The sequence below is a fragment of the Jeotgalicoccus sp. S0W5 genome (genome assembly GCF_011634875.1).
GTDB classification, from domain to species: domain Bacteria; phylum Bacillota; class Bacilli; order Staphylococcales; family Salinicoccaceae; genus Jeotgalicoccus; species Jeotgalicoccus marinus.
Genome location: NZ_SIRQ01000003.1, coordinates 268,929 through 289,053, shown reverse-complemented (window position 1 = coordinate 289,053; position 20,125 = coordinate 268,929). Strand labels below are relative to the sequence as shown.

Sequence of the window (20,125 nt, the reverse complement as noted above, 5' to 3'; positions counted from 1 at the left end):
TTAAAATAGCTCTCATACTATATATATTAAAAAAAGATGGATTTACTTTTTATCGGACAAGTTATTTAATTTACCTAGAGTCGTTTTAGAATATAGAAATTCCTTTCAGCTACTTCTGTTAATGGATTATCAATATCAAAATCACTAAAAGAGTGATGGATTGTAAAGCCGGCCTCATTAGCTAACTGTAATATGTCACTATGCTTATAAGTTTGTTGATAATGTGTTTCTTCAAATTTTTCATAGAGATCATTTTGAACTTTGATGAAAAATGTCAATTCATGCCAGACACTGAGTTCCGCTTCACCCGGTATCGTCTGCCAAGTATAGAATACATCATCGTTAGAATCAGAATACAGTTCATAGTTAAAATCTGTTTTCATCTTATATTCTGTATGAACATCAAAGATAAAGACGCCGTCTTTGTTCAAATGTTTGTATGCATTTTGAAGTACATTACCAAAGGCTGTTACATCTTTTGCATAATTGAGTACATCTGCTGTTGCTATGATCATATCAAAGGATTCACTCAAGTCGAATTGAGTCATATCGTCACAAAAATACTCGGATGTTGGATCATTTTCTCTAGCAATTTCCACCATTGTTAATGAATTATCGATACCAACTTTCCTTGGTACTTTTAATGCATTTAAAACAGTCCCCGTACCTGAGCCTATGTCTAAAATTGAGTTTACATTTTCACCGTAGTATTTAATGATATCGAGCCATAAGTTATATGGCATCTCATCATTAAATAAGTCGTAAACTTTAGAAAAATTTTCGTATTTAGGCACGTCCAAGGTCATCACCAGCATCCTTGAATAAACGTTCTAAATTGTAGTATTCTCTTTGAGTTTTTATAAATACGTGAACAATCACGTCTCCTACATCACAGAGAATCCACTGCCCTTCTTTATGGCCTTCAATTTTTACATCAAGGTTATTCTTAAAAGCGACATCTCTGATTTCATCAGAAATTGCTTGCGTTTGTCGTTCTGAATTACCGTGACATATTACAAAATAATCTGTCACAGGACTATGATCTTTTACATCGTAAACTTTTATGTCGAGGGCACGTTTATCATCCACGGCCTCAACCATTAAATCTAATAGCTTATTGCTATCCATACTTTCACTCCTTAGCCATATTGTAATAATTCAAGCACTCTAATGTTTTATAATAAATGGTTTGATCTTTTTCTAGTAAATGCTGCATATTTGCTTTAGTAATCTGATATACAGCTCGGTCAATATTTTCTTCTTTATAAATTATATCCCTGATGAAATCTACACCTGGCTGACTTCTTTCGGGCTCAATATAATCCGCAACAAATATAATTTTTTCAATGATACCCATCTGCTTTGCCCCAGAGGTATGGTGGGTAATTGCTAAAAGTACATCTGGGTCATCTAGACCAAATTTATTCTTAACTTTAACTGCTGCAATCGGACCATGTAATACTTCTGATTTGTACTCTAATAATTCAGGATCTAAGCCTTCAGATTGAACAGTTTGATACATCTTGCCAAGGTCATCATACTTGGAATAATCATGTAATACACCTGCAAGATATACTTTATCTTTATCTGCGTTAAAAATCTTTGCCATTTTTTCTGCAGTTTCAGCTACCCTTTGGCAATGTTTAAAACGTTTTTTTGGTAATTTTTCTTCTGAAACTTTTAAAGCTTCCTTACGTTTCATAAATACGCTGCTCCTTTATAAACTTAAATACGTTTGGATTAACAAGGTGTTGTATTTCTGTATTCGTCTTAAGTCGCTCTCTGATTGTTGTAGATGATACTTCAACAATATTTGTTTTTAAATATTTGAATGGTGATTTAATTTCAAGGTTTGAATCATCACGATTAATGACCACAAATTGAGCTAAATTATGGAGTGCTTCTGAATGCGCCCATTTGTCAAAATTTAAATAATGATCTGTACCAATAATGAAATACAAGTCATCATTAAGATATTTTGACTTTAAAGTGCTTAAAGTATCAAAAGTATAAGTGACTTCTGCACGTTCTAATTCACTTGTATCAATAGAAACAAATTCGAAAGGTTCAACGGCAAGCCTAAGCATTTCTAAACGCTCAGAATCACTTGAATTTGCCGAATTTTTTAAAGGTGAAACATAAGTCGGAACGATAATGATCTGGTCTAAATTCAGACCAATATATGCTTCCACAAAGGCATTGATATGTCCATTGTGAACAGGATCAAAAGTTCCGCCGAAAATGCCTATTTTCATGGTAATTCTATCTCTTTATGTTCATCAGATTCTCTATATAATACGATAGTATTTCCCATAATTTGAACAATTTCAGCACCGGTTGCTGATTCTAGCGCTTTTGCAATAGAATCTTTATCTTCTAAACAATTTTGTAGTACAGAAATTTTAATTAATTCTCTTTTGATCATGACATCGTCCACTTGTGCAATAAAATTCTCAGTCACACCATTTTTCCCAATTTGAAATAGTGGTTTTTCATGATGAGCGAGTGATCTTAAGTAGCGCTTTTGTTTTCCTGTCAATGTCATTATGATTCCTCCATATATTTTTCTAATTTGTCTTTTACTGATTTAGTGTCACCAGTTTGCCCTGTCCAAATTTTATAGGCATCCATCGCTTGATTAACTAGCATATCTAACCCATTAATACTGTGCTTAAAATATGTCATGAATGGTGTTGTTTTCGGATTATAAATTAAATCCATACCCACTGTATCATCATCAATAAATGATGGATCAATGCCCATTGTTTCAAATACATCTTCATGATTTAACCCTATAGGTGTAGCATTAATGACAGCATCATAATGCCGGTTTGTAAAATCGTTTGTCACAATACCTGTAAAATCATCAGACTTAAACGTAGCAAAACTTTCAAGTCTTCTAGCAACAATTGTAACAATATCACCATGATCAATATGTGCTCTGTGGACTGCTTTTGCTGCACCGCCAGCACCTAGAATTAAGATATGACGTTCTTTTTTTTTCCCAAATGCTGCATTAAAGGCAGCTATATATCCTGTTACATCGGTATTATACCCATGTAATTCACCGTCTTTATAATGAACAGTGTTCACAGCACCAATTTTTATCGCCTTAGGATCGATATAGTCTAAGTGAGCCATGATGGTTTCCTTATGTGGCACCGTCACATTAATGCCCGATAATTCACTGTCCATGATCCATTTTTTTATATCTTTAATGTCTTCTGCTAGGACTTCATGGGCAGTATAAGTCGACTCATTTTTTAAGGCGTCAAAGTTTGTTTGGTGTATAAGTGGTGACATGGTATGTTTTATAGGATAACCGATTACAGCATAGTTCATCTTACTGCACTCCTTTAAAAATGGTCGGTCGTACGGTAACATTTACATCTTTAGGTACTCGAACACTTACCTTCGCTTTCTTTGCCACAGAAATAAAGGCTAGACCACTAATCAATACATCACTCGCACCATGTAAATCGAATTGATATTCGTCGTAATTTGACGTTAAGAAATCTTCTTCTATGGTTGGGGGTGCCAACAATTCATTGAAATGCTTACTGTAAAAGTCATAGGCATTTGTCGTTTTAGTTCGGTGAACGGTAAGGTGTTGACTACAGTAGACAGAAAAACTATTTGAGCCACCTTCTGTATAGTCTATACGTCCAAGATTACCGATAAACAGAGTTTGATCACTATTCAACTGAAAAGTCTTTGATTTAATCTCTTTTGTTGGAGATACAAATTTTAAGTCACTTGCTTTTACAAAATGTGAGATTTGTGAATCCACAACAATACCTGGTGTGTCATACATCGTTTGATTATCACCGAGAGGAATATCAATCATGCCAAGTGTAGTCCCTGGAACATTGCTTGTCGTGATCACATGTTTTAAGCCCGTATTATCTTCTAGTAGTTTATTGATTAAAGTAGATTTCCCAACATTTGTCGTACCGACAATATAGACATCCTTACCTTGTGCCATACTACTTATCTTTTTCAATAATTCATCTAAGTGTTTTCCTTTAAGTGCACTGATTGCTATCGTATCATTTGCAGTTATACCTTCGTCCTTAAGCATTTTTTTGGCACGTTCAACTAATCTAGATGTATTCGTTGATTTTGGCAATAAGTCAATTTTGTTAATGACTGCTAAGACCTGTTTTTTTCCGACGATTCGATTAAATGATGGTATAATACTACCCTCAAAATCAAATACATCGATGACCTTTACAATTAAGCTATCTGTTTCATAAAGTGAATTCAACATGGTTAAGAAGTCGCCAGAATCCATAGAGACTTCTTGTACCTCATTATAATGTCTTAAGCGGTAACAACGCTGACAAATAGGTTCATCTTTCTTTAAGCCAGACTCTGTTATATAACCTTCTTTATTCTTATCATTGGTTTGGAGTACACTGCCACAACCGATACATTTTATGTCTGTCAAATTAATCCTCCCAGGTAATCATGTTCTTTTTCTTAAAGTACTTCATTATAACACGTTCTATACGGCGGTTTAAGTAGGTCGCCCATCCATCTTTTTCTTTGACAGGGATAACGAGTACACTTTTTATGCCAACCCGATTTGCACCCAGTACGTCTGTCATTAACTGGTCTCCGACCATCACAGTATTTTTCTTTTTAGTACCTAATAATTTCAAGCCTTTATGAAAGTTTGCAAGCATTGGTTTTCTAGCACTATCAATATAATCTATACCATGCGGTTCAGCAAATGCTTTTACTCTCTCATGACGTCCATTTGATAAGATGAGCAACTTGATATTGGAAGCTTCAAGTGACTGAATCCACTTAAGCACATTATCATCTGCATCCGCTTCGTCAAAAGCAACCAAGGTATTATCTAAATCCGTCATGACAGCACTAATATTATGCGCTTTTAAAAATTCAACAGTAATATCTTCATATCTATTCACAAAATGGCTAGGTAAAAATTTATCTTCAATAATTGTCATAAGCTCTCTCCAAATTAGTGATAATACACAAAAAAAGCACCTTAAATAGTTTAAGGTGCGCATTTTACTACTCGATTATTTCAGGGTCTTCCGTTTCAGTTTCTGTGTAAACAACAAAGCCAATAATAACCGTAAATACAATTGCAAGAATCATTAAGAATAACATAGCTACCTCCACATTACAGTTCTCTTAATATTGATTTTACAACTTCAGAAGAATGAACACAAGCCCGAGCTAAAAATTCATCATAACTCATGTCCGCACTATCATCCGCTTTATCACTCATCGAACGCATAATTAAAAATGGTGTCTCAAATTGATAGCAAGTTTGTGCAATACTACTTGATTCCATATCTACACAAAGTGCATCAGCAAAATTACTAAGAATGTTATCTTTTTCTACTTTACTATCGATAAATGAATCACCACTTACAACTTGACCACATTGTCCTTTAATCTCTTCGTTATTGTCGATTATAGATAGGGCGAGTGCTTGAAGCTGATCATCACTATGATAAACCTCTGGCATGCCAGGAACTTGGCCCAATACATAACCGAAGGCAGTTGCATCCACATCATGATGTGTGACATCTGTTGAAATCACCATATCTGTTACGTTTAATTTATTTGATAAAGCACCAGCGACGCCAGTGTTTATTAAATAATCTAAATCATAGCGCTCAATCATTAATGCCGTAATGATACTCGCATTCACCTTACCAATCCCAGACTGGACTAAGACAATATTCTGCCCATTCAACTGTCCAATACAGGCAGTAGTGTGAATAAGCGATTCTTCTCTCTCTATTGTCATCGCCGTTTTTAACAAGGCAACTTCAGGTTCCATTGCACCTACGATACCGACTGTAAACTTAGTCAATTTTCACGATTTTCACTTTCATTGAGTTACCATTTGGTAAGGGTACATCGACTTCGTCTTTTAATTTTGCACCTAATAGTGCTTGTGCCATTGGAGATTCGTTCGAGATTTTTCCTTCAAACGGATCCGCTTCTGCACTACCAACGATCTGATATGATTCTTTATCACCATCAGGCACTTCAGTAAATGTTACTGTATTACCTAAACCAACAGTGTTTTTATCTCCATTATCTTCAATGATAACAGCGTGTCTAATCATTTCTTCAATTTTAGTAATCTCTTTTTCAACAAAACCTTGTTCATCTTTAGCTGCGTCGTACTCTGAGTTCTCAGATAAGTCACCGAAACTACGTGCAACCTTTATTTTCTCAACCACTTCTGGTCTTTTAACTGTTTTTAATTCCTCTAGTTCAACTTGTAATTGCTCAAAACCTTCTTGTGTCATTGGGTATTCTTTTTTGTTTTCCATCGTAATCCTCCGTTAAATATAAATCTTTTATTCGTTGATTAAAGTTCTAATCTTCGTTGTAATGATATCGATTGCCACCATATTTTCCCCACCTTCAGGAATAATAATGTCACTGAAGCGTTTGGTAGGCTCAATAAATTGAAGATGCATTGGTCTAACAACTGATAAATACTGATCGATCACTGAATCTAGTGAGCGACCACGTTCTTTGATATCACGTGCCAAACGACGTAAAATACGAATATCTGAATCCGTATCTACATAAAGTTTCACATCCATAAGATCTCTAAGCGTTTCATTTTCTAAGGCGAAAATACCTTCAATGATGATTACTTCTTTAGGTTCTACCCTTATCGTTTCAGTACTTCTTGTATGGTTAGCATAATCATAAGTCGGTATATCAATCGTTTCCCTATTTATCAGCTGGTTGATATGTTGAATCAGTAGATCATTATCAAAAGCAAATGGATGGTCATAGTTGGTTTGTAATCTTTCATCCATGGTCTTCTCACTCTGATCTTTGTAATAGTAGTCCTGTTCGATAAGAACAATGCTGTGTCCTTCAAGTGATTCCATAATTTTTCTAGTAACTGAAGTTTTACCAGAACCTGAACCCCCAGCAATTCCTATTATCGTCGGTTTTTCCATTTGCGTACACACCCTTAGTAAATGACTAGTAAGCCGTCTCCGATATTTAAGTATGAAGTCGAATACTCACTATCTTTCATATTCTGATTGAATTCCCTAACCTTATCACGAAGTTTTCTTTTGTTTTTATTCTCAATTTCATCTTCAGTGATTAGCCCACGGATAAAAATATTGTCTACAATGATCAGTGCATCATCGGATAAATAAGTCTTATATTTATCGAAAAAGAATTGATTGTTTCCTTTTGATGCATCTATAAATAGAAAATCAAAATCTTTTTGATTTAGTTCAACTGTTTTAGCATCGGCTAGGATCGTTGTAATTCTATCCTTATATGGGCTGTTGTTGATATTTTCATTTGCAATATTATGACTCGCTTCGTCCTTTTCGATCGTTGTCACGTGAATATCGTCATCAACGCTTGCAAAATGCAAAGCACTATAGCCAATAGCCGTTCCAATCTCTAAGATGTTTTTTGCACCTTTAATAGATATGTACTGTTTAACAGCATTTAAGGCATCGCCATCAATGATTGGAACATGGTGCTTAACTGCGTAGTCATATATATCTATAAATATCTCAGCCTCTGTATTCAATTCTCTAATATATTGTTTTAGTTCCATCTGATCACCATATACAAAAAATACAACTGATAACAAAGTTATCAGTTGTTCATCCATTACGATAGATAATAACACATTTCAATTAATTTGAAAAGCGCATATTATTCTCCATCAATATATTTCTCTCTATTTTCGTTATGCTCTTCATAGGTTTCTGCAAAGTGGTTATTACCTTCACTATCCGCTAGGAAGTAATAATAATTAGTATCTGATGGATTTAATGTACTTTGAACAGATTCTAAACCTGGTGCAGCAATAGGTCCTGGTGTTAAGCCGTTGTGAATGTATGTGTTATAAGGATCATCAACCTCAAGATCTTCATACAAGACCACTTCTTGGTGTTCCCCAAGTGCATAAAGTACAGTGGGATCTGTTTGTAGTGGCATTGTTGGAACGGATGCCATGCGATTTAAAAATACACTCGCGATTCGTGAACGGTCCGCAAGGGAGGTCGCTTCTTCTTCAATTAATGATGAGAACGTCAAGAATTCATGGAATGTTAAAGTACGCGATTCACCTTCATAAGTAATTGTATAATCAGGTGACGATGTATATAAGTTATAACTGTTCTCTTTTGTTGCATTCAGCATATTTCTCACCAATTGTTTTAAGTCTGGTTCTTCTGTTGTAATATCATAGGTTGCAGGATAGAGATACCCTTCAAGTGCATACTTAATATCTTCTTCCTTAATTTCATCCGTTAGCATCTCTGGGTACTCACTTATCAATTCATCAATAAATTCCTCATCATTCATGAGTTCTAGGAATTCATCTGCTGAAGCAGGTGTATTGCTTTCAATCTGGCCAGCGATTTCTTCAATTGTATAGCCTTCTGGAACTGTTAATCTATACTGAACTTCCTCATATATCGTACCGGTTTCTAATGTTCGAGCGATCTGCTCGAAATCCATTGCGGGTGACATTTGATATGTACCTGCTTGATAGCTAGAAATACTATTTAAACGTAAGTATAACTCAAACATCGTACCATTCTTAACAATGCCTTCACTTTCTAATAAATCCCCAATGTCACTAGCAGAATAGCCCTGTTCTATGGACATTTCAATTGTTTCAGTTGAATCCTCATCGACGGGTTGTAAACCACTTCTAATATATAAAAAGGCTGAAATAATACCGACGATTAAAATAACAACTAAAATAATTACGATAAAAAGTGTGAGGTAAGACGATACATTTTTTGAAAATTTAACATCATCGTATTTACTCATAGATTTATCCTTTCTGAAAAAATAGCTTCCAATATTTCTATTGGAAGCTGGAGGGTATTACTCGTCGTAATCATCCATTTGTGTGTTTACAACTTCTTCGATCATGTCCCATTCATCGTCAGTTTCCACTGGTAGGAATTTACCGCCGTCGCCTTCTTCATCGGGAACGTTAATCATTGGGATAAGCTCGATATCCTCTTCTTCGTCACTAAAGTTTCCTTCTTCAGCAAGGATAACGTAGTTCTTATCAAATTCTGGGTGATAAAATTCGAGCATTTTTCTGTAAAGTACTTCAGAACCATCCTCATCATAAAGCGTAAGTAGTTCTTCTTCTTTGTTAAATTCTGTATTCTCGCTCGTCATATTCATGCTCCTTTATGCGGATTATCTAAGTAGCCTTGTAGTATAAATACTGCAGCCATCTTATCAATAACCGCTTTTCTTTTTTTGCGTGATAAATCAGCTTCTAGTAATGAACGCTCGGCAGCGACCGTGCTTAAGCGCTCATCCCACAGAGTTATTTTAACATCTGTGAGTTCAAGAGCAAGTGATTCGGCAAAATGTTGAGATCTTTCTCCACTTTCCCCAATCGTATTGTTCATATTTTTAGGTAAACCTACAACCACTGTATCTACTTCATACTTTTTAACAATGTCTACAAGTTCATCTATGCCGTAATCATCTTGATGCGTGTCTATTTTTAGTGTAGTCAGTCCTTGAGCAGTCCAACCTAAAGCATCGCTAATGGCCACACCAATTGTTTTTGTGCCTACATCGAGCCCGAGAATTCTAACCATTTATCTCTTTGTCGACATAATTCTTCACTAAAATTTCCATAATCTCATCACTTTCAACGTGTCTAATCTGATTACGAGCTTCATTATGGCGAGGAATATAGGCAGGATCACCACTTTGCAGATAACCGACAATTTGATTAATAGGATTATAGCCGCGTTCTTCCAAAGTGTTATAAACGTTAGTTAAGACTTTTTTAACGTTCTCTTCCTTACGTTCATCTACACTGAACTTCATAGTTTTATCGAACTGGTCCACTAAAAGCACTCCTATTCATACATCTATATTTGGTTCATATTATAACATTTTACAGCGTTTTATACATTATCTTTAATATACTCTTCAACAAATTGTAATGCTGCTGTTATACTCTCAGGGTTTGTTCCCCCTCCCTGAGCCATATCAGGACGGCCGCCGCCTTTGCCGCCTACAATTTCAGCCATGCCCTTCATAATTTGTCCAGCATGGAATTTTTCTGTCAATTCCTTAGGCACAGTGACAACTAGTGATACTTTGTCACCCGTTATTGCACTAAGCGCGATAACCGCATCCTGATTTTGTGATTTTATGACGTCCATTTGTTCACGTAATTCTTTGGCATTTGATGCCTCAACTTCTTGGCGAATTACATTGATACCGTCAATTTCAACTGTTGATGCAGATAAATCATTGAGTTTGGTTTCTTGAAGTTCACGTTTTAACCCATCATAAGCAATCTGTAATTCTTTTTTATCTGTTAATAGTGTTTCTAGTTTGTGAACCGTATTTTCTGGTTTTGATTTTAGTAATTGATCAATTTGTGATAGTTTATCTTCTTCTTCCTTATAGACATTGACTGCAAATTTACTTGTAACTGCTTCAATACGACGAATGCCGGCGCCAATACCACTTTCTGAAACAATTTTAAATACACCGATATCAGAAGTATTACCAACGTGTATCCCACCACATAGTTCGACTGAATAATTATCTATATTTACCACGCGTACAATGTCACCATATTTCTCACCAAAGAGCGCCATTGCACCAAGCTCTTTCGCTTTATCGATTGGCATTTCTTTAATAACAACATCTAAACCTTCATAGATTTTTTCGTTTACAATGTCTTCAATCTGTTGTAAATCTGCCTTAGATATCGACTCTAAATGAGAGAAGTCAAAACGTAAACGTTCAGCTTGTACAAGTGATCCCGCTTGGTTGGCATGTTCACCAATAACATCCTTCAATGCTTGGTGTAATAAGTGAGTTGCAGTGTGATTTTTAATTACAAAACGGCGTTTTTCTGTGTTTACTTGAAGTTGATAACTTTCTCCTTTGGTTAAGCGACCTTCTACAACATTAATCACATGAACATTTTGACCATTTGGCGCCTTGTAAACGTAGTCGACCTCTGCTTTACCAAACTGGTTAGAAATAATACCAGTATCTGCAATTTGTCCACCACTTTCACTGTAGAATGGAGTTTCACTGAATATGACTTCAACTTTACCTTCTTCAACTGAATCAACGAGTTGATCATCTTTTACAATATAATCTAAAGTTGATTCAACATATGTGGTCTCATAACCTTTAAATACACTTGGGGAGGTAATGCTATGGAAGGTTTCAGACTGCACTTGCATAGAGTCCCCGCTCTTTCTACCTTGTCTTGCGCGTTCTTTTTGTTGAGCCATCTCTTCATTGAACACTGCTTCATCAACTGTTAAACCATCTAAGGCGGCATATTCTACTGTTAACTCATAAGGGAAGCCGTAAGTATCATAAAGTTTAAATGCATCCTTACCATCAATCACACCATTCGTTTGTTTAGCACGATCACGTAATCCTTGATAGATTTTGATACCTTCATCAAGTGTTTGCAAGAACCGTTCCTCTTCACCTTTAATAACTTCTTTTACAAAGTCTTTTTTCTCAGAAACATTTGGATAGAACCCACCCATAACTTCACTTACAACATCCGTCAACTGGTACATAAAGGCTTGGTTAATATCCAAGTCTTTACTGAATCTCACAGCTCTACGAATTAAGCGACGGAGGACATAACCACGTCCCTCATTCGATGGTAGTGCGCCATCAGCAATCGCAAATGCAACCGTTCTAATATGGTCAGAAATGACCTTAAATGCAGTATCGTAAGTATCATTTACACCGTAGTCTTTCTTAGATACCACTTCAATTTCTTTAATGATTGGTGTAAATAAATCAGTATCGAAGTTTGTTTTCGCATCTTGAATAACGCTCGTAATACGCTCTAAGCCCATACCCGTATCAATATTTTGCTTTGGAAGTGGTGTATAAGAACCGTCTTTATTATGGTTGAACTCACTAAATACTAAGTTCCAAATTTCTAGATATCGCTCGTTCTCTCCACCAGGATACATTTCGCTTTCTGGGCTTGTCGTATCGTAAGCTTCACCACGGTCATAGAAGATTTCACTGTTTGGTCCACAAGGGCCTTCTCCTATATCCCAGAAGTTCCCTTCAATACGGATGATTCGTGATTCATCTAGCCCAATCACATCTTTCCATAGATTATAAGCATCGATATCTTCCGGGTGAATCGTCACATAAAGTAAATCTGGATCGAAACCAATCCAATCTTCATGCGTTAAAAATTCCCAGGCACGAATAATTGCTTCTTTTTTAAAATAGTCACCGATTGAAAAGTTCCCTAACATTTCAAAGAAAGTATGGTGACGAGCTGTAAATCCAACATTCTCTATATCATTTGTACGGATTGCCTTTTGTGCATTAACGATTCTCGGTTTTGTAGGCACTGTACGACCATCAAAATATTTTTTTAAAGTTGCGACACCTGAATTAATCCATAATAGTGAATCATCATCGACAGGTACTAGTGACGCACTTGGTTCTACCATATGATCATGTGACTTAAAATAATCTAAAAACATCTGACGAATTTCATTACCAGTTAACTTCTTCATCATTATCACTCCTGTTATTTTATAAAATAAAAAAATCGTCCCTTGTAAAAAAGGGACGATAGTTACCGCGGTACCACCCAGTTTATGACATAGTCATCACTTTAGCATTATTAGTATAACTGGAAAGTAGCACATAGACGGGGTCTCATTGCTTGCACCAACCGCAATGTCTCTAAAAAAACAATCCGTATATTTAAAATTCCAGTAAATTTAAATCAATTATAAAATCTTAAGGTTTAAGTGTCAAACAAATTCATACGGGGTAATACCCTCCATGCCAATCATTGGATCTACTAATTCTTTGTTGACGACTTCTTCCGTTAGATAGTCTGGCAAGGCTGTCGGTTGTAAAAAGGTTTTACAATACGTTCTTAGAAATTCCTCTAACATCGTATTTCTTTCTATTCCTTCTCTATTAATTGCACTGTAAAAAGCATTAGGGTCCCCACATAAGACCAAGGACTCCTTTGCACGTGTAATACCTGTATATACAATGTTCTTCAACAACATATGGTAATAACTAGAGACGATAGGCATAATGACAATAGGATATTCACTACCCTGTGCTTTGTGAATACTCGTACAGTAGGCATGTGAAAGCTCCATCAAATCTTTTCTTTCATAGGAGATATGTCCAGTTTCAAATTCAACGACAATTTTGTCCTTGTCAGTTTCGCCGTAGGATTTTAAAAAGATGTTGGAAATTATGCCAGAATCACCATTAAATACATTATCTTCTGTTCGATTAACAAGTTGAATGACCTTATCACCTTTACGAAATACTTTATCACCAAATTCTATTTCGGTTTTGTCGTCACCTTCAGGATTTAGAATACCTTGGAGTAGTTGATTAAGGGTATTAATGCCTGCAGGTCCTCTGTAAATCGGGGCAAGTACCTGAATATCTCTCATGTCATAACCCTTTTCAACAGCTCTTGTAGCGACCTTATCTACTACTTCTACAATTTGGTTCGCATTTGCAGGGAAAAACACCCTGTCTTTAAACTTATCTGTGATATTCATAGGATTACCATTAGCAATATCGTATGCAAGACTAACGATAGACGAACCTTCGCCTTGACGGTAAACTGTGTCGAGAATTGTCGTATTTATAACATTAGACTTAATTAAATCTTTAAATACTCGACCAGGACCAACTGACGGTAATTGGTCACTGTCTCCTACAAAAACGAGTCTGGTATGTGGCATTACATTTTGCATCAACTGATAAAATAACCATGTATCGACCATGGACATTTCATCAATAATTATTAATTCTGCATCAATCTCATTATCTAAAATCTCGTCAGCTTCAGTATCTTGACCCCAGCCGATCATCCTGTGAATCGTCTTCGCTTCTATACCTGAAGTATCCGCCATCCGCTTCGCTGCACGACCTGTTGGTGCCGCAAGTTTAATAGGATATTCCCCATCTTCATATTCACTGAAATTTTTATAGTCATACATTTCCTTATACAGGGCGATAATCCCTTTAACTATTGTTGTTTTACCAGTACCCGGTCCCCCCGTAATTATCGAAACCTTTTCAGTGATTGAATTTAATATCGATGTTCGCTGTTTGTCACTATAATTTATATCGAATGATTTTTCGATTTCTTTAATGGTATGTCTAGCTTCATCCACATCAATCTCATCGATTTTAAAATCCATAATATGAGAAAGCTTATTCGCTGCTTTATACTCAGAATGATAGATATTCGGCATAGTGACACGTTGATCTTTTAAGATTAGCTTCTTGTTTAAAGCTAAGGTCTCAAGCGCCACATCAATATCACTCTTGGTAAAGTAATTTTTTGATGTATTTAAGAGTGTTAGGGTTTTATCTTGTATTAAATCAACAGTCGTATAAGTGTGACCGACCGCATTGATTTCATCGCTAATCGTATACATGACACCAGCAACCAAGCGCTCTGGATCATCCGCATTAATACCTGAATTCAATGCGATTTGGTCAGCCTTTTTAAAACCTATGCCAAAGATATCACTGACGAGTTGATAAGGGTGATTTCTCAATATATTTAAAGTATCACTCTTATATGTATCAATAATTTTAGAACGCTTAGATGGTTCTATATTTAAATTAATCATCAACAAATAAGCTTCATCTGATAGGTTAGACTGTCTAACAGTATCAGTTATCATCTGTCTTTTTTGTTTTGTTAAACCCTTAACCTTATTTAGAGCATCGTCATCATTTGTAATGATACTAATGGCTTCTAAACCAAGCGTTTCAACAATTTTTTCTGCTGTTTTAGTTCCTACACCAGGAAACTTATCACTAGAGAAGTATTGAATCAGCCCTTCATTAGTATCTGGAATTTCCTTATGAAAACTATCTGCTGCAAATTGCTCACCAAATCTTTGGTGGCTTGTTACCTTACCAACAAAACGGTAACTTTCACCTTCTTCAATTTCATGAAAGAATCCAGTGACTATACCATCATCACGGAACTTAGTATTTGTCTTTGTAATATTAACTTTCAATACATGAAACCGCGAATCTTCGCTCATGAAGATAACGCGGTCCACATCACCGATAATATAAAGTTCGTCATATATTGAAGTTTGTCCGTGATCAGCCATAGAATCTACTCCAACTCATTAAATTTTTTTAAGGCGTGATGACTTAGATGATGATCTGCTTGAATTTCAGTCGCCTTCTTAAAATGTTCAGTTGCCTTACTCTTATCCTCAGTTAGCATGTATATTGCAAGTCCTAGATTATATTCAGCATCTGCATGATCGATTTTTTCTGTCACTGCAGATAATAGTTTAACCGCAGGTACATATTGTTCGACTTGACACAATGCTAAACCATAGTTAAACAATAAATCTGTGTCATCTGGCATGCTTTGATATGCTTTTTCAAAAAATGGGATGCTCATTTTAATTTCACCGGTATTGACGTGTGTGCGACCTAGCATGAAATTTAAATCTCCATCATCCATTTTACTACCATAAGCAGTTAAATAAACTGTTCTTGCTTCATTATAACGCTCAGCATCAAAATATAAATTACCAAGCGTATATAAGGCACTAAAACTATCTGGATTAATCACTAGTGCTTGTTGTAAAAAACGTTCTGCTTCTTCTATTTTACCTATAGTTGACAAAACAACGGCACCGTTTATATAGTGTGTGTCTTCTTTTGGAGATTCATCTATCGCTTTAAAAATTTCTTCTAAAGCTGCTTCATAGTCCCCTTTTTCAATGAGCGTCTTATATGCAAACATTAAGCCAGATACTCCAATCTCTCATCATTTCTATATACTGAATCAATCGTCGCCCCGCCAATTACAGTATCACCGTCATAGAGTACAACTGCTTGACCTGGTGTGACAGCATTTGCTGAATCGTAAGTGACCTCTATCTGATCGTCGCCCATCACTCTAACAGTTACCGGCACATCTTTTTGTCTATAGCGGAATTTCGCTGTTGCTTCAAAAGTATCTTCAACTGGGTTTATAAAGTTCACTTCACTTGCAAGTAGTCTCGTTGAAGTTAAGGCATTCGACCCATCACCTTGTACAACGTACAATTCGTTTGTTTCTAGGTTTTTACCTGCAACAAAATAGGGCCCACCATCTCCACCAATACCAAGACCTTGTCTTTGTCCTATAGTGTAGTACATTAAGCCATCATGACGTCCTTTATCTTCACCAGTTTCTAAGTTAATCATTCTTCCCGGATTTGCTGGTAAATAGTTACTTAAAAATTGTTTAAAGTCTCTTTCTCCGATAAAACATATCCCTGTTGAATCTTTCTTATCTTTAGTTGCTAGATCGTATTGATGTGCTAATTCACGCACTTCTTTTTTCTCAAGGTGACCGAGTGGAAACATCACTTTAGAAAGTTGTTCTTTAGATAATTGATTCAAGAAATAAGTTTGATCTTTATTATTATCTACCCCACGAAGCATACGTACATTTTCACCATCATGCTCAACTCTAGCATAATGACCAGTTGCTACATAATCTGCTCCAAGTTTCATTGCATGGTCTAAGAATGCTTTAAATTTAATTTCTTTGTTACACATCACATCTGGATTAGGTGTACGTCCTTTTTTATATTCGTCGAGGAAATACTGGAATACACGGTCGTAATATTCCTTTTCAAAGTTAACAGAGTAGTATGGTATACCGATTTCTTCGGCAACCAACCTCACATCTTCGTAGTCCTCAGTTGCTGTACATACACCAAACTCATCTGTATCATCCCAATTTTTCATAAAAATACCGATCACGTTATAGCCTTGTTCCAATAAGAGTTTCGCTGTGACTGAAGAGTCTACACCACCGCTCATACCAACGACTACAGTTGTGTCATTATTAGACATTTGTAAATCTTCCTTTCTTTTTCTTTAGCTTAAATAAAGCCGTTTTCATTTAAATTATTATATATTTTACTTAAAGCGCTCGAGACTGTTTTTATATCTGAGGGGGATAGTTGTTCTGAGAAACTAAAACGTAAAGAATGCTTGCTACGGTCTTTGTCGTACATGGCTGTAATAACATGTGAGGGGACGACTGTACCCGCATTACAAGCTGAGCCACCAGAGGCATATACACCTTTCATATCTAAGGCAGTTAACAAGTATTCCGATTCACTCCACGGGAAATATAAATTCAATATATGTCCTGTCTGATTAGAAATGTCTCCATTGATTTCAAATGGCACCTTATCATCTTCTAGTGACTTAATGAATGAATCTTTTAATAGATTAAGTTGCTCTGTATTTCTCTCTCTATTTTCAGCTGCCTTTTCTACCGCTAAACTCATTGCATAAGCATATAAAGTATTTTCGGTACCCGCTCGACGTTCCCTTTCCTGGGAGCCACCAGTAATCATGCGTTTAATATGTGTATTGTTTTTCACATATAAGACACCTATACCTTTAGGCGCATTTAATTTATGTCCACTTAAGGTGAGGAAGTCACAAGATAATGCCTTAACATCAATAGGTAGTTGCTTAAATGCTTGGACTGCATCAATGTGGAAAAGAGCATCAGTTTCATTCAAGACATTCGCGATCGCTTCAACAGGTTGAATCGTACCTGTTTCGTTGTTTACCATGATTATCGAGACGAGCTTTGTTTCTGGTCTAAGTGCGGCCTTTAGCTCATCGACATCTATTAAACCTGTCTCGTTGACATTCAAATAAGTAATATCAACATTCTCTTTTATATCATCAAAAGTTTCCTTAACAGAAGCATGTTCAACGTTCGTTGTAATAATATGAGGTTTTTCATAAAAACCACTAATCCCACGAATGACAAAATTATTTGCCTCCGTGGCACTCCCCGTAAAGACAATTTCGTCAGCTCTAGCATTTAGATGTTTGGCAACTCGTTGTCGTGATTGTTCATAAAAAGCTTTCGCTTCTTTACCAATCCGATGAATACTTGATGGATTTCCAAACTTATCCGCATTATTTAGCATCTCTTGTAATATTGATTCATCAATTGGTGTTGTCGCTGCATAATCTACATAAATTGACATACTATCCCTCTTATCTCATACATAATTCTTATAGATTTTATCATGTTCGAGCAGATATTTATACTTTTCTGTTTGGATATAAGAAAATGTAATAAATAATATAAATTCATGGAGGTTCACAAATGTCGAAAAACATTAATATATCTGTATTAAATTTAGTTCCTGTAAGAGAAGGTTCTAATGCTACAGGTGCTTTTGAAGATATGATTACTTTGGCTAAACATGTGGATAAAACAGCCTATCAAAGATACTGGATTTCAGAACATCATAATATGAGATCTCTTGCATCCAGTGCGACTAGACAACTCATCCAACATATCTTACAAAATACTGATGAGATTAGAGTAGGATCTGGAGGGGTCATGCTACCTAACCACTCTCCTTATATTGTTGCAGAGGAGTTCGGTACACTCCATGCAATTTTTGGTGATCGTTTAGACTTAGGGCTTGGTCGTGCACCAGGTACAGATATGTTAACTGCTAATGCAATTAGACGCAGTAATCACGAAGGTGTATTTTCATTTAAAGATGAAATAGAAGAGCTCCGTCGTTACCTAGCGGATAACGGGGCTGCCTTAGTTGCATATCCAGGTGAAGGATCAAACGTCCCCTTATATGTATTGGGCTCTTCAACAGACTCTGCCCACATTGCGGCGAAACTCGGCTTACCTTATGCCTTTGCTTCACACTTTGCACCTGCTCAGATGAATGAAGCCTTTATTATATATGAAAATAATTTTGTGCCGAGTGCCCAACTCGACAAACCGTATAAAATGGCATCAGTTAATGCTATTTTAGCTGAAACGACGTCTCAAGCAGAGCATCTAGCAACGACACATTACCAAACTATTATTGGACTAATTAGAAATAAAAGAGAACAACTTCAACCACCTGTTGATTCCATGGAAGGATTATGGACACCAATGGAAGAAAATACGATTAAGCAGCAGTTCCCAATTCAGTTCTTAGGTGACAAGGCGGACGCGATGGCGAGTTTAGAAAAATTCCAAGAGAAATATAATGTAGATGAGTTGATTGTTGCTTCGTATATTTATGATATGGATGCATTATTAAAATCCTACGACCTGTTTGCTGAGGTTGCAAGCGAATATAACAAACTTTAATAAAAGACAAATGTGCACCTGATTTTAAGTCAGGTGCACATTTTTTATTTCTGATAGACATTCACAATTCTATGCTCACAGGAGTGAATAGTTTGTAGGTGTTTTAAAACAGCCCTTGTATCATTTTCTTCAACTAATGTTAGAACTGTCGGCCCTGCGCCACTGATTACTGTGGCTAAGGCACCATTTTTGAGTGCCATTTCCTTAATTTCTTCAAATTCCTGAATTAATGGTTGTCTATAGGGTTCATGAAAGCTATCTTTCATCATTAAATGACCCATTAACTGATAATCTTGGTTTTGTAGTGCGAGAATCATCACATTGGCAAGGGCATTTTGCGCCACTGCCTCTACTCTTGTATAGGCATTTGGTAATACTTCTCTAGCCTCAATAGTATTAATCTCATAATCCGGCACACTAATAATTATTCCAAGTTCCCCAATATCGATATGATAATAATACAATTCATTATTTAAGTAGTAGCCCACAAAAGCACCGCCCGTTATACATGGGCCCACATTATCTGGGTGTCCCTCTATCTGACAGCCGATTAGTACTTTTTCGTGGTCACTTAAATTTAAGTCTAAATAATGATTTGCAATTTCTATTCCTGCAACTATTGCACTAGAAGAAGATCCTAAGCCATGTGAAAGTGGAATATCACTATCCATAATCATATGGATTGGTGGCAATGTTCGCTTATAATCTTTCGCTATTTTTAATGCAGTTTCAAAGACTAGATTGGTCTCATCAGATGGCAATACTTCTAGTTCTTTAGATTTAAATTCCACTTTAAACGCATCTGCTAAAGTGGTTTCAATAGTTAAAAACAGATCAACTGCAACACCGATTGAGTCAAAGCCGAGTCCTAAGTTAGCACTTGATGCGGGTACTTTGAATGATAACTCGCTCATA

The 20,125-nt window shown here is 36.1% G+C and carries 23 protein-coding genes; 1 reads left to right on the top strand and 22 read right to left on the bottom strand.

From position 1 onward, the window contains the following. Positions 1 to 74 precede the first annotated feature (74 nt). The 21 genes from EYB29_RS03750 to EYB29_RS03650 all read right to left on the bottom strand — a co-directional run bounded on the left by EYB29_RS03750 (position 75) and on the right by EYB29_RS03650 (position 18,086). Positions 75 to 794 (bottom strand): class I SAM-dependent DNA methyltransferase, encoded by a 720-nt coding sequence (locus EYB29_RS03750; protein WP_026866448.1) that lies wholly within the window; start codon positions 792 to 794, stop codon positions 75 to 77. Continuing rightward, positions 787 to 1,128, bottom strand: a complete 342-nt coding sequence (rsfS, locus tag EYB29_RS03745) for a ribosome silencing factor (protein ID WP_026866449.1) — start codon at positions 1,126 to 1,128, stop codon at positions 787 to 789. Before rsfS ends, EYB29_RS03750 begins: the two co-directional genes overlap by 8 nt. Positions 1,129 to 1,132: 4 nt before the next feature. Continuing rightward, positions 1,133 to 1,702: a bis(5'-nucleosyl)-tetraphosphatase (symmetrical) YqeK gene (gene yqeK / locus EYB29_RS03740; protein ID WP_026866450.1), complete on the bottom strand. Its 570-nt coding sequence runs from the start codon at positions 1,700 to 1,702 to the stop codon at positions 1,133 to 1,135. Then, the gene (nadD, locus tag EYB29_RS03735; RefSeq protein ID WP_166626622.1) at positions 1,692 to 2,255 is read right to left on the bottom strand and encodes a nicotinate (nicotinamide) nucleotide adenylyltransferase; all 564 of its coding nucleotides are present in this window, start codon (positions 2,253 to 2,255) and stop codon (positions 1,692 to 1,694) included. Before nadD ends, yqeK begins: the two co-directional genes overlap by 11 nt. Next, on the bottom strand, positions 2,252 to 2,545 hold the full coding sequence (gene yhbY / locus EYB29_RS03730; RefSeq protein WP_026866452.1) for a ribosome assembly RNA-binding protein YhbY: 294 nt from the start codon (positions 2,543 to 2,545) through the stop codon (positions 2,252 to 2,254). The genes nadD and yhbY overlap by 4 nt, the downstream gene beginning before the upstream one ends. After that, complete coding sequence (gene aroE, locus EYB29_RS03725) at positions 2,545 to 3,342, bottom strand: shikimate dehydrogenase (RefSeq protein ID WP_166626621.1); 798 nt, start codon at positions 3,340 to 3,342, stop codon at positions 2,545 to 2,547. The genes yhbY and aroE overlap by 1 nt, the downstream gene beginning before the upstream one ends. 1 nt (position 3,343) lies before the next feature. After that, complete coding sequence (gene yqeH, locus EYB29_RS03720) at positions 3,344 to 4,450, bottom strand: ribosome biogenesis GTPase YqeH (RefSeq protein ID WP_166626620.1); 1,107 nt, start codon at positions 4,448 to 4,450, stop codon at positions 3,344 to 3,346. A 1-nt stretch (position 4,451) separates the two neighbouring features. Further along, positions 4,452 to 4,976 carry a YqeG family HAD IIIA-type phosphatase gene (locus EYB29_RS03715; RefSeq protein WP_026866455.1) on the bottom strand — a complete coding sequence of 175 codons (525 nt, stop codon included), beginning with the start codon at positions 4,974 to 4,976 and terminating at the stop codon, positions 4,452 to 4,454. A 179-nt stretch (positions 4,977 to 5,155) separates the two neighbouring features. Further along, the gene (locus EYB29_RS03710) at positions 5,156 to 5,857 is read right to left on the bottom strand and encodes a 5'-methylthioadenosine/adenosylhomocysteine nucleosidase (protein WP_026866456.1); all 702 of its coding nucleotides are present in this window, start codon (positions 5,855 to 5,857) and stop codon (positions 5,156 to 5,158) included. Further along, positions 5,850 to 6,326: a transcription elongation factor GreA gene (gene greA, locus EYB29_RS03705; RefSeq protein ID WP_166626619.1), complete on the bottom strand. Its 477-nt coding sequence runs from the start codon at positions 6,324 to 6,326 to the stop codon at positions 5,850 to 5,852. Before greA ends, EYB29_RS03710 begins: the two co-directional genes overlap by 8 nt. A 27-nt stretch (positions 6,327 to 6,353) precedes the next feature. Beyond that, entirely contained in the window at positions 6,354 to 6,974 is a 621-nt protein-coding gene (gene udk, locus EYB29_RS03700; RefSeq protein WP_026866458.1) for a uridine kinase, read from the bottom strand. Positions 6,975 to 6,988: 14 nt separating this feature from the next. Beyond that, positions 6,989 to 7,654, bottom strand: coding sequence for an O-methyltransferase (locus EYB29_RS03695; RefSeq protein ID WP_156889139.1), 666 nt, complete (start codon positions 7,652 to 7,654; stop codon positions 6,989 to 6,991). A 44-nt stretch (positions 7,655 to 7,698) separates the two neighbouring features. Continuing rightward, positions 7,699 to 8,826 (bottom strand): endolytic transglycosylase MltG, encoded by a 1,128-nt coding sequence (mltG, locus tag EYB29_RS03690; RefSeq protein ID WP_166626618.1) that lies wholly within the window; start codon positions 8,824 to 8,826, stop codon positions 7,699 to 7,701. A gap of 57 nt (positions 8,827 to 8,883) precedes the next feature. Next, complete coding sequence (locus EYB29_RS03685) at positions 8,884 to 9,195, bottom strand: DUF1292 domain-containing protein (protein WP_370545384.1); 312 nt, start codon at positions 9,193 to 9,195, stop codon at positions 8,884 to 8,886. Further along, positions 9,192 to 9,623, bottom strand: a complete 432-nt coding sequence (ruvX, locus tag EYB29_RS03680; RefSeq protein ID WP_166626617.1) for a Holliday junction resolvase RuvX — start codon at positions 9,621 to 9,623, stop codon at positions 9,192 to 9,194. The genes EYB29_RS03685 and ruvX overlap by 4 nt, the downstream gene beginning before the upstream one ends. Continuing rightward, positions 9,616 to 9,879 carry an IreB family regulatory phosphoprotein gene (locus tag EYB29_RS03675; RefSeq protein WP_166626616.1) on the bottom strand — a complete coding sequence of 88 codons (264 nt, stop codon included), beginning with the start codon at positions 9,877 to 9,879 and terminating at the stop codon, positions 9,616 to 9,618. The genes ruvX and EYB29_RS03675 overlap by 8 nt, the downstream gene beginning before the upstream one ends. Positions 9,880 to 9,938: 59 nt before the next feature. After that, positions 9,939 to 12,566: an alanine--tRNA ligase gene (gene alaS / locus EYB29_RS03670; protein ID WP_166626615.1), complete on the bottom strand. Its 2,628-nt coding sequence runs from the start codon at positions 12,564 to 12,566 to the stop codon at positions 9,939 to 9,941. A 243-nt stretch (positions 12,567 to 12,809) separates the two neighbouring features. Then, positions 12,810 to 15,170: an SF1B family DNA helicase RecD2 gene (recD2, locus tag EYB29_RS03665; protein WP_166626614.1), complete on the bottom strand. Its 2,361-nt coding sequence runs from the start codon at positions 15,168 to 15,170 to the stop codon at positions 12,810 to 12,812. A 5-nt stretch (positions 15,171 to 15,175) separates the two neighbouring features. Next, the gene (locus EYB29_RS03660; protein WP_166626613.1) at positions 15,176 to 15,820 is read right to left on the bottom strand and encodes a tetratricopeptide repeat protein; all 645 of its coding nucleotides are present in this window, start codon (positions 15,818 to 15,820) and stop codon (positions 15,176 to 15,178) included. Then, positions 15,820 to 16,923 (bottom strand): tRNA 2-thiouridine(34) synthase MnmA, encoded by a 1,104-nt coding sequence (gene mnmA, locus EYB29_RS03655; protein WP_026866467.1) that lies wholly within the window; start codon positions 16,921 to 16,923, stop codon positions 15,820 to 15,822. Before mnmA ends, EYB29_RS03660 begins: the two co-directional genes overlap by 1 nt. Before the next feature lie 29 nt (positions 16,924 to 16,952). Beyond that, positions 16,953 to 18,086: a cysteine desulfurase family protein gene (locus tag EYB29_RS03650; protein ID WP_026866468.1), complete on the bottom strand. Its 1,134-nt coding sequence runs from the start codon at positions 18,084 to 18,086 to the stop codon at positions 16,953 to 16,955. A 122-nt stretch (positions 18,087 to 18,208) separates the two neighbouring features. Between EYB29_RS03650 and EYB29_RS03645 the strand changes: the two genes are divergently transcribed. Continuing rightward, complete coding sequence (locus tag EYB29_RS03645; protein ID WP_026866469.1) at positions 18,209 to 19,210, top strand: LLM class flavin-dependent oxidoreductase; 1,002 nt, start codon at positions 18,209 to 18,211, stop codon at positions 19,208 to 19,210. Between the two features lie 44 nt (positions 19,211 to 19,254). On the opposite strand, the gene thrB is transcribed toward EYB29_RS03645, so the two are convergent. Then, positions 19,255 to 20,124 (bottom strand): homoserine kinase, encoded by an 870-nt coding sequence (thrB, locus tag EYB29_RS03640; RefSeq protein ID WP_026866470.1) that lies wholly within the window; start codon positions 20,122 to 20,124, stop codon positions 19,255 to 19,257. Between the last annotated feature and the right edge of the window lies 1 nt (position 20,125).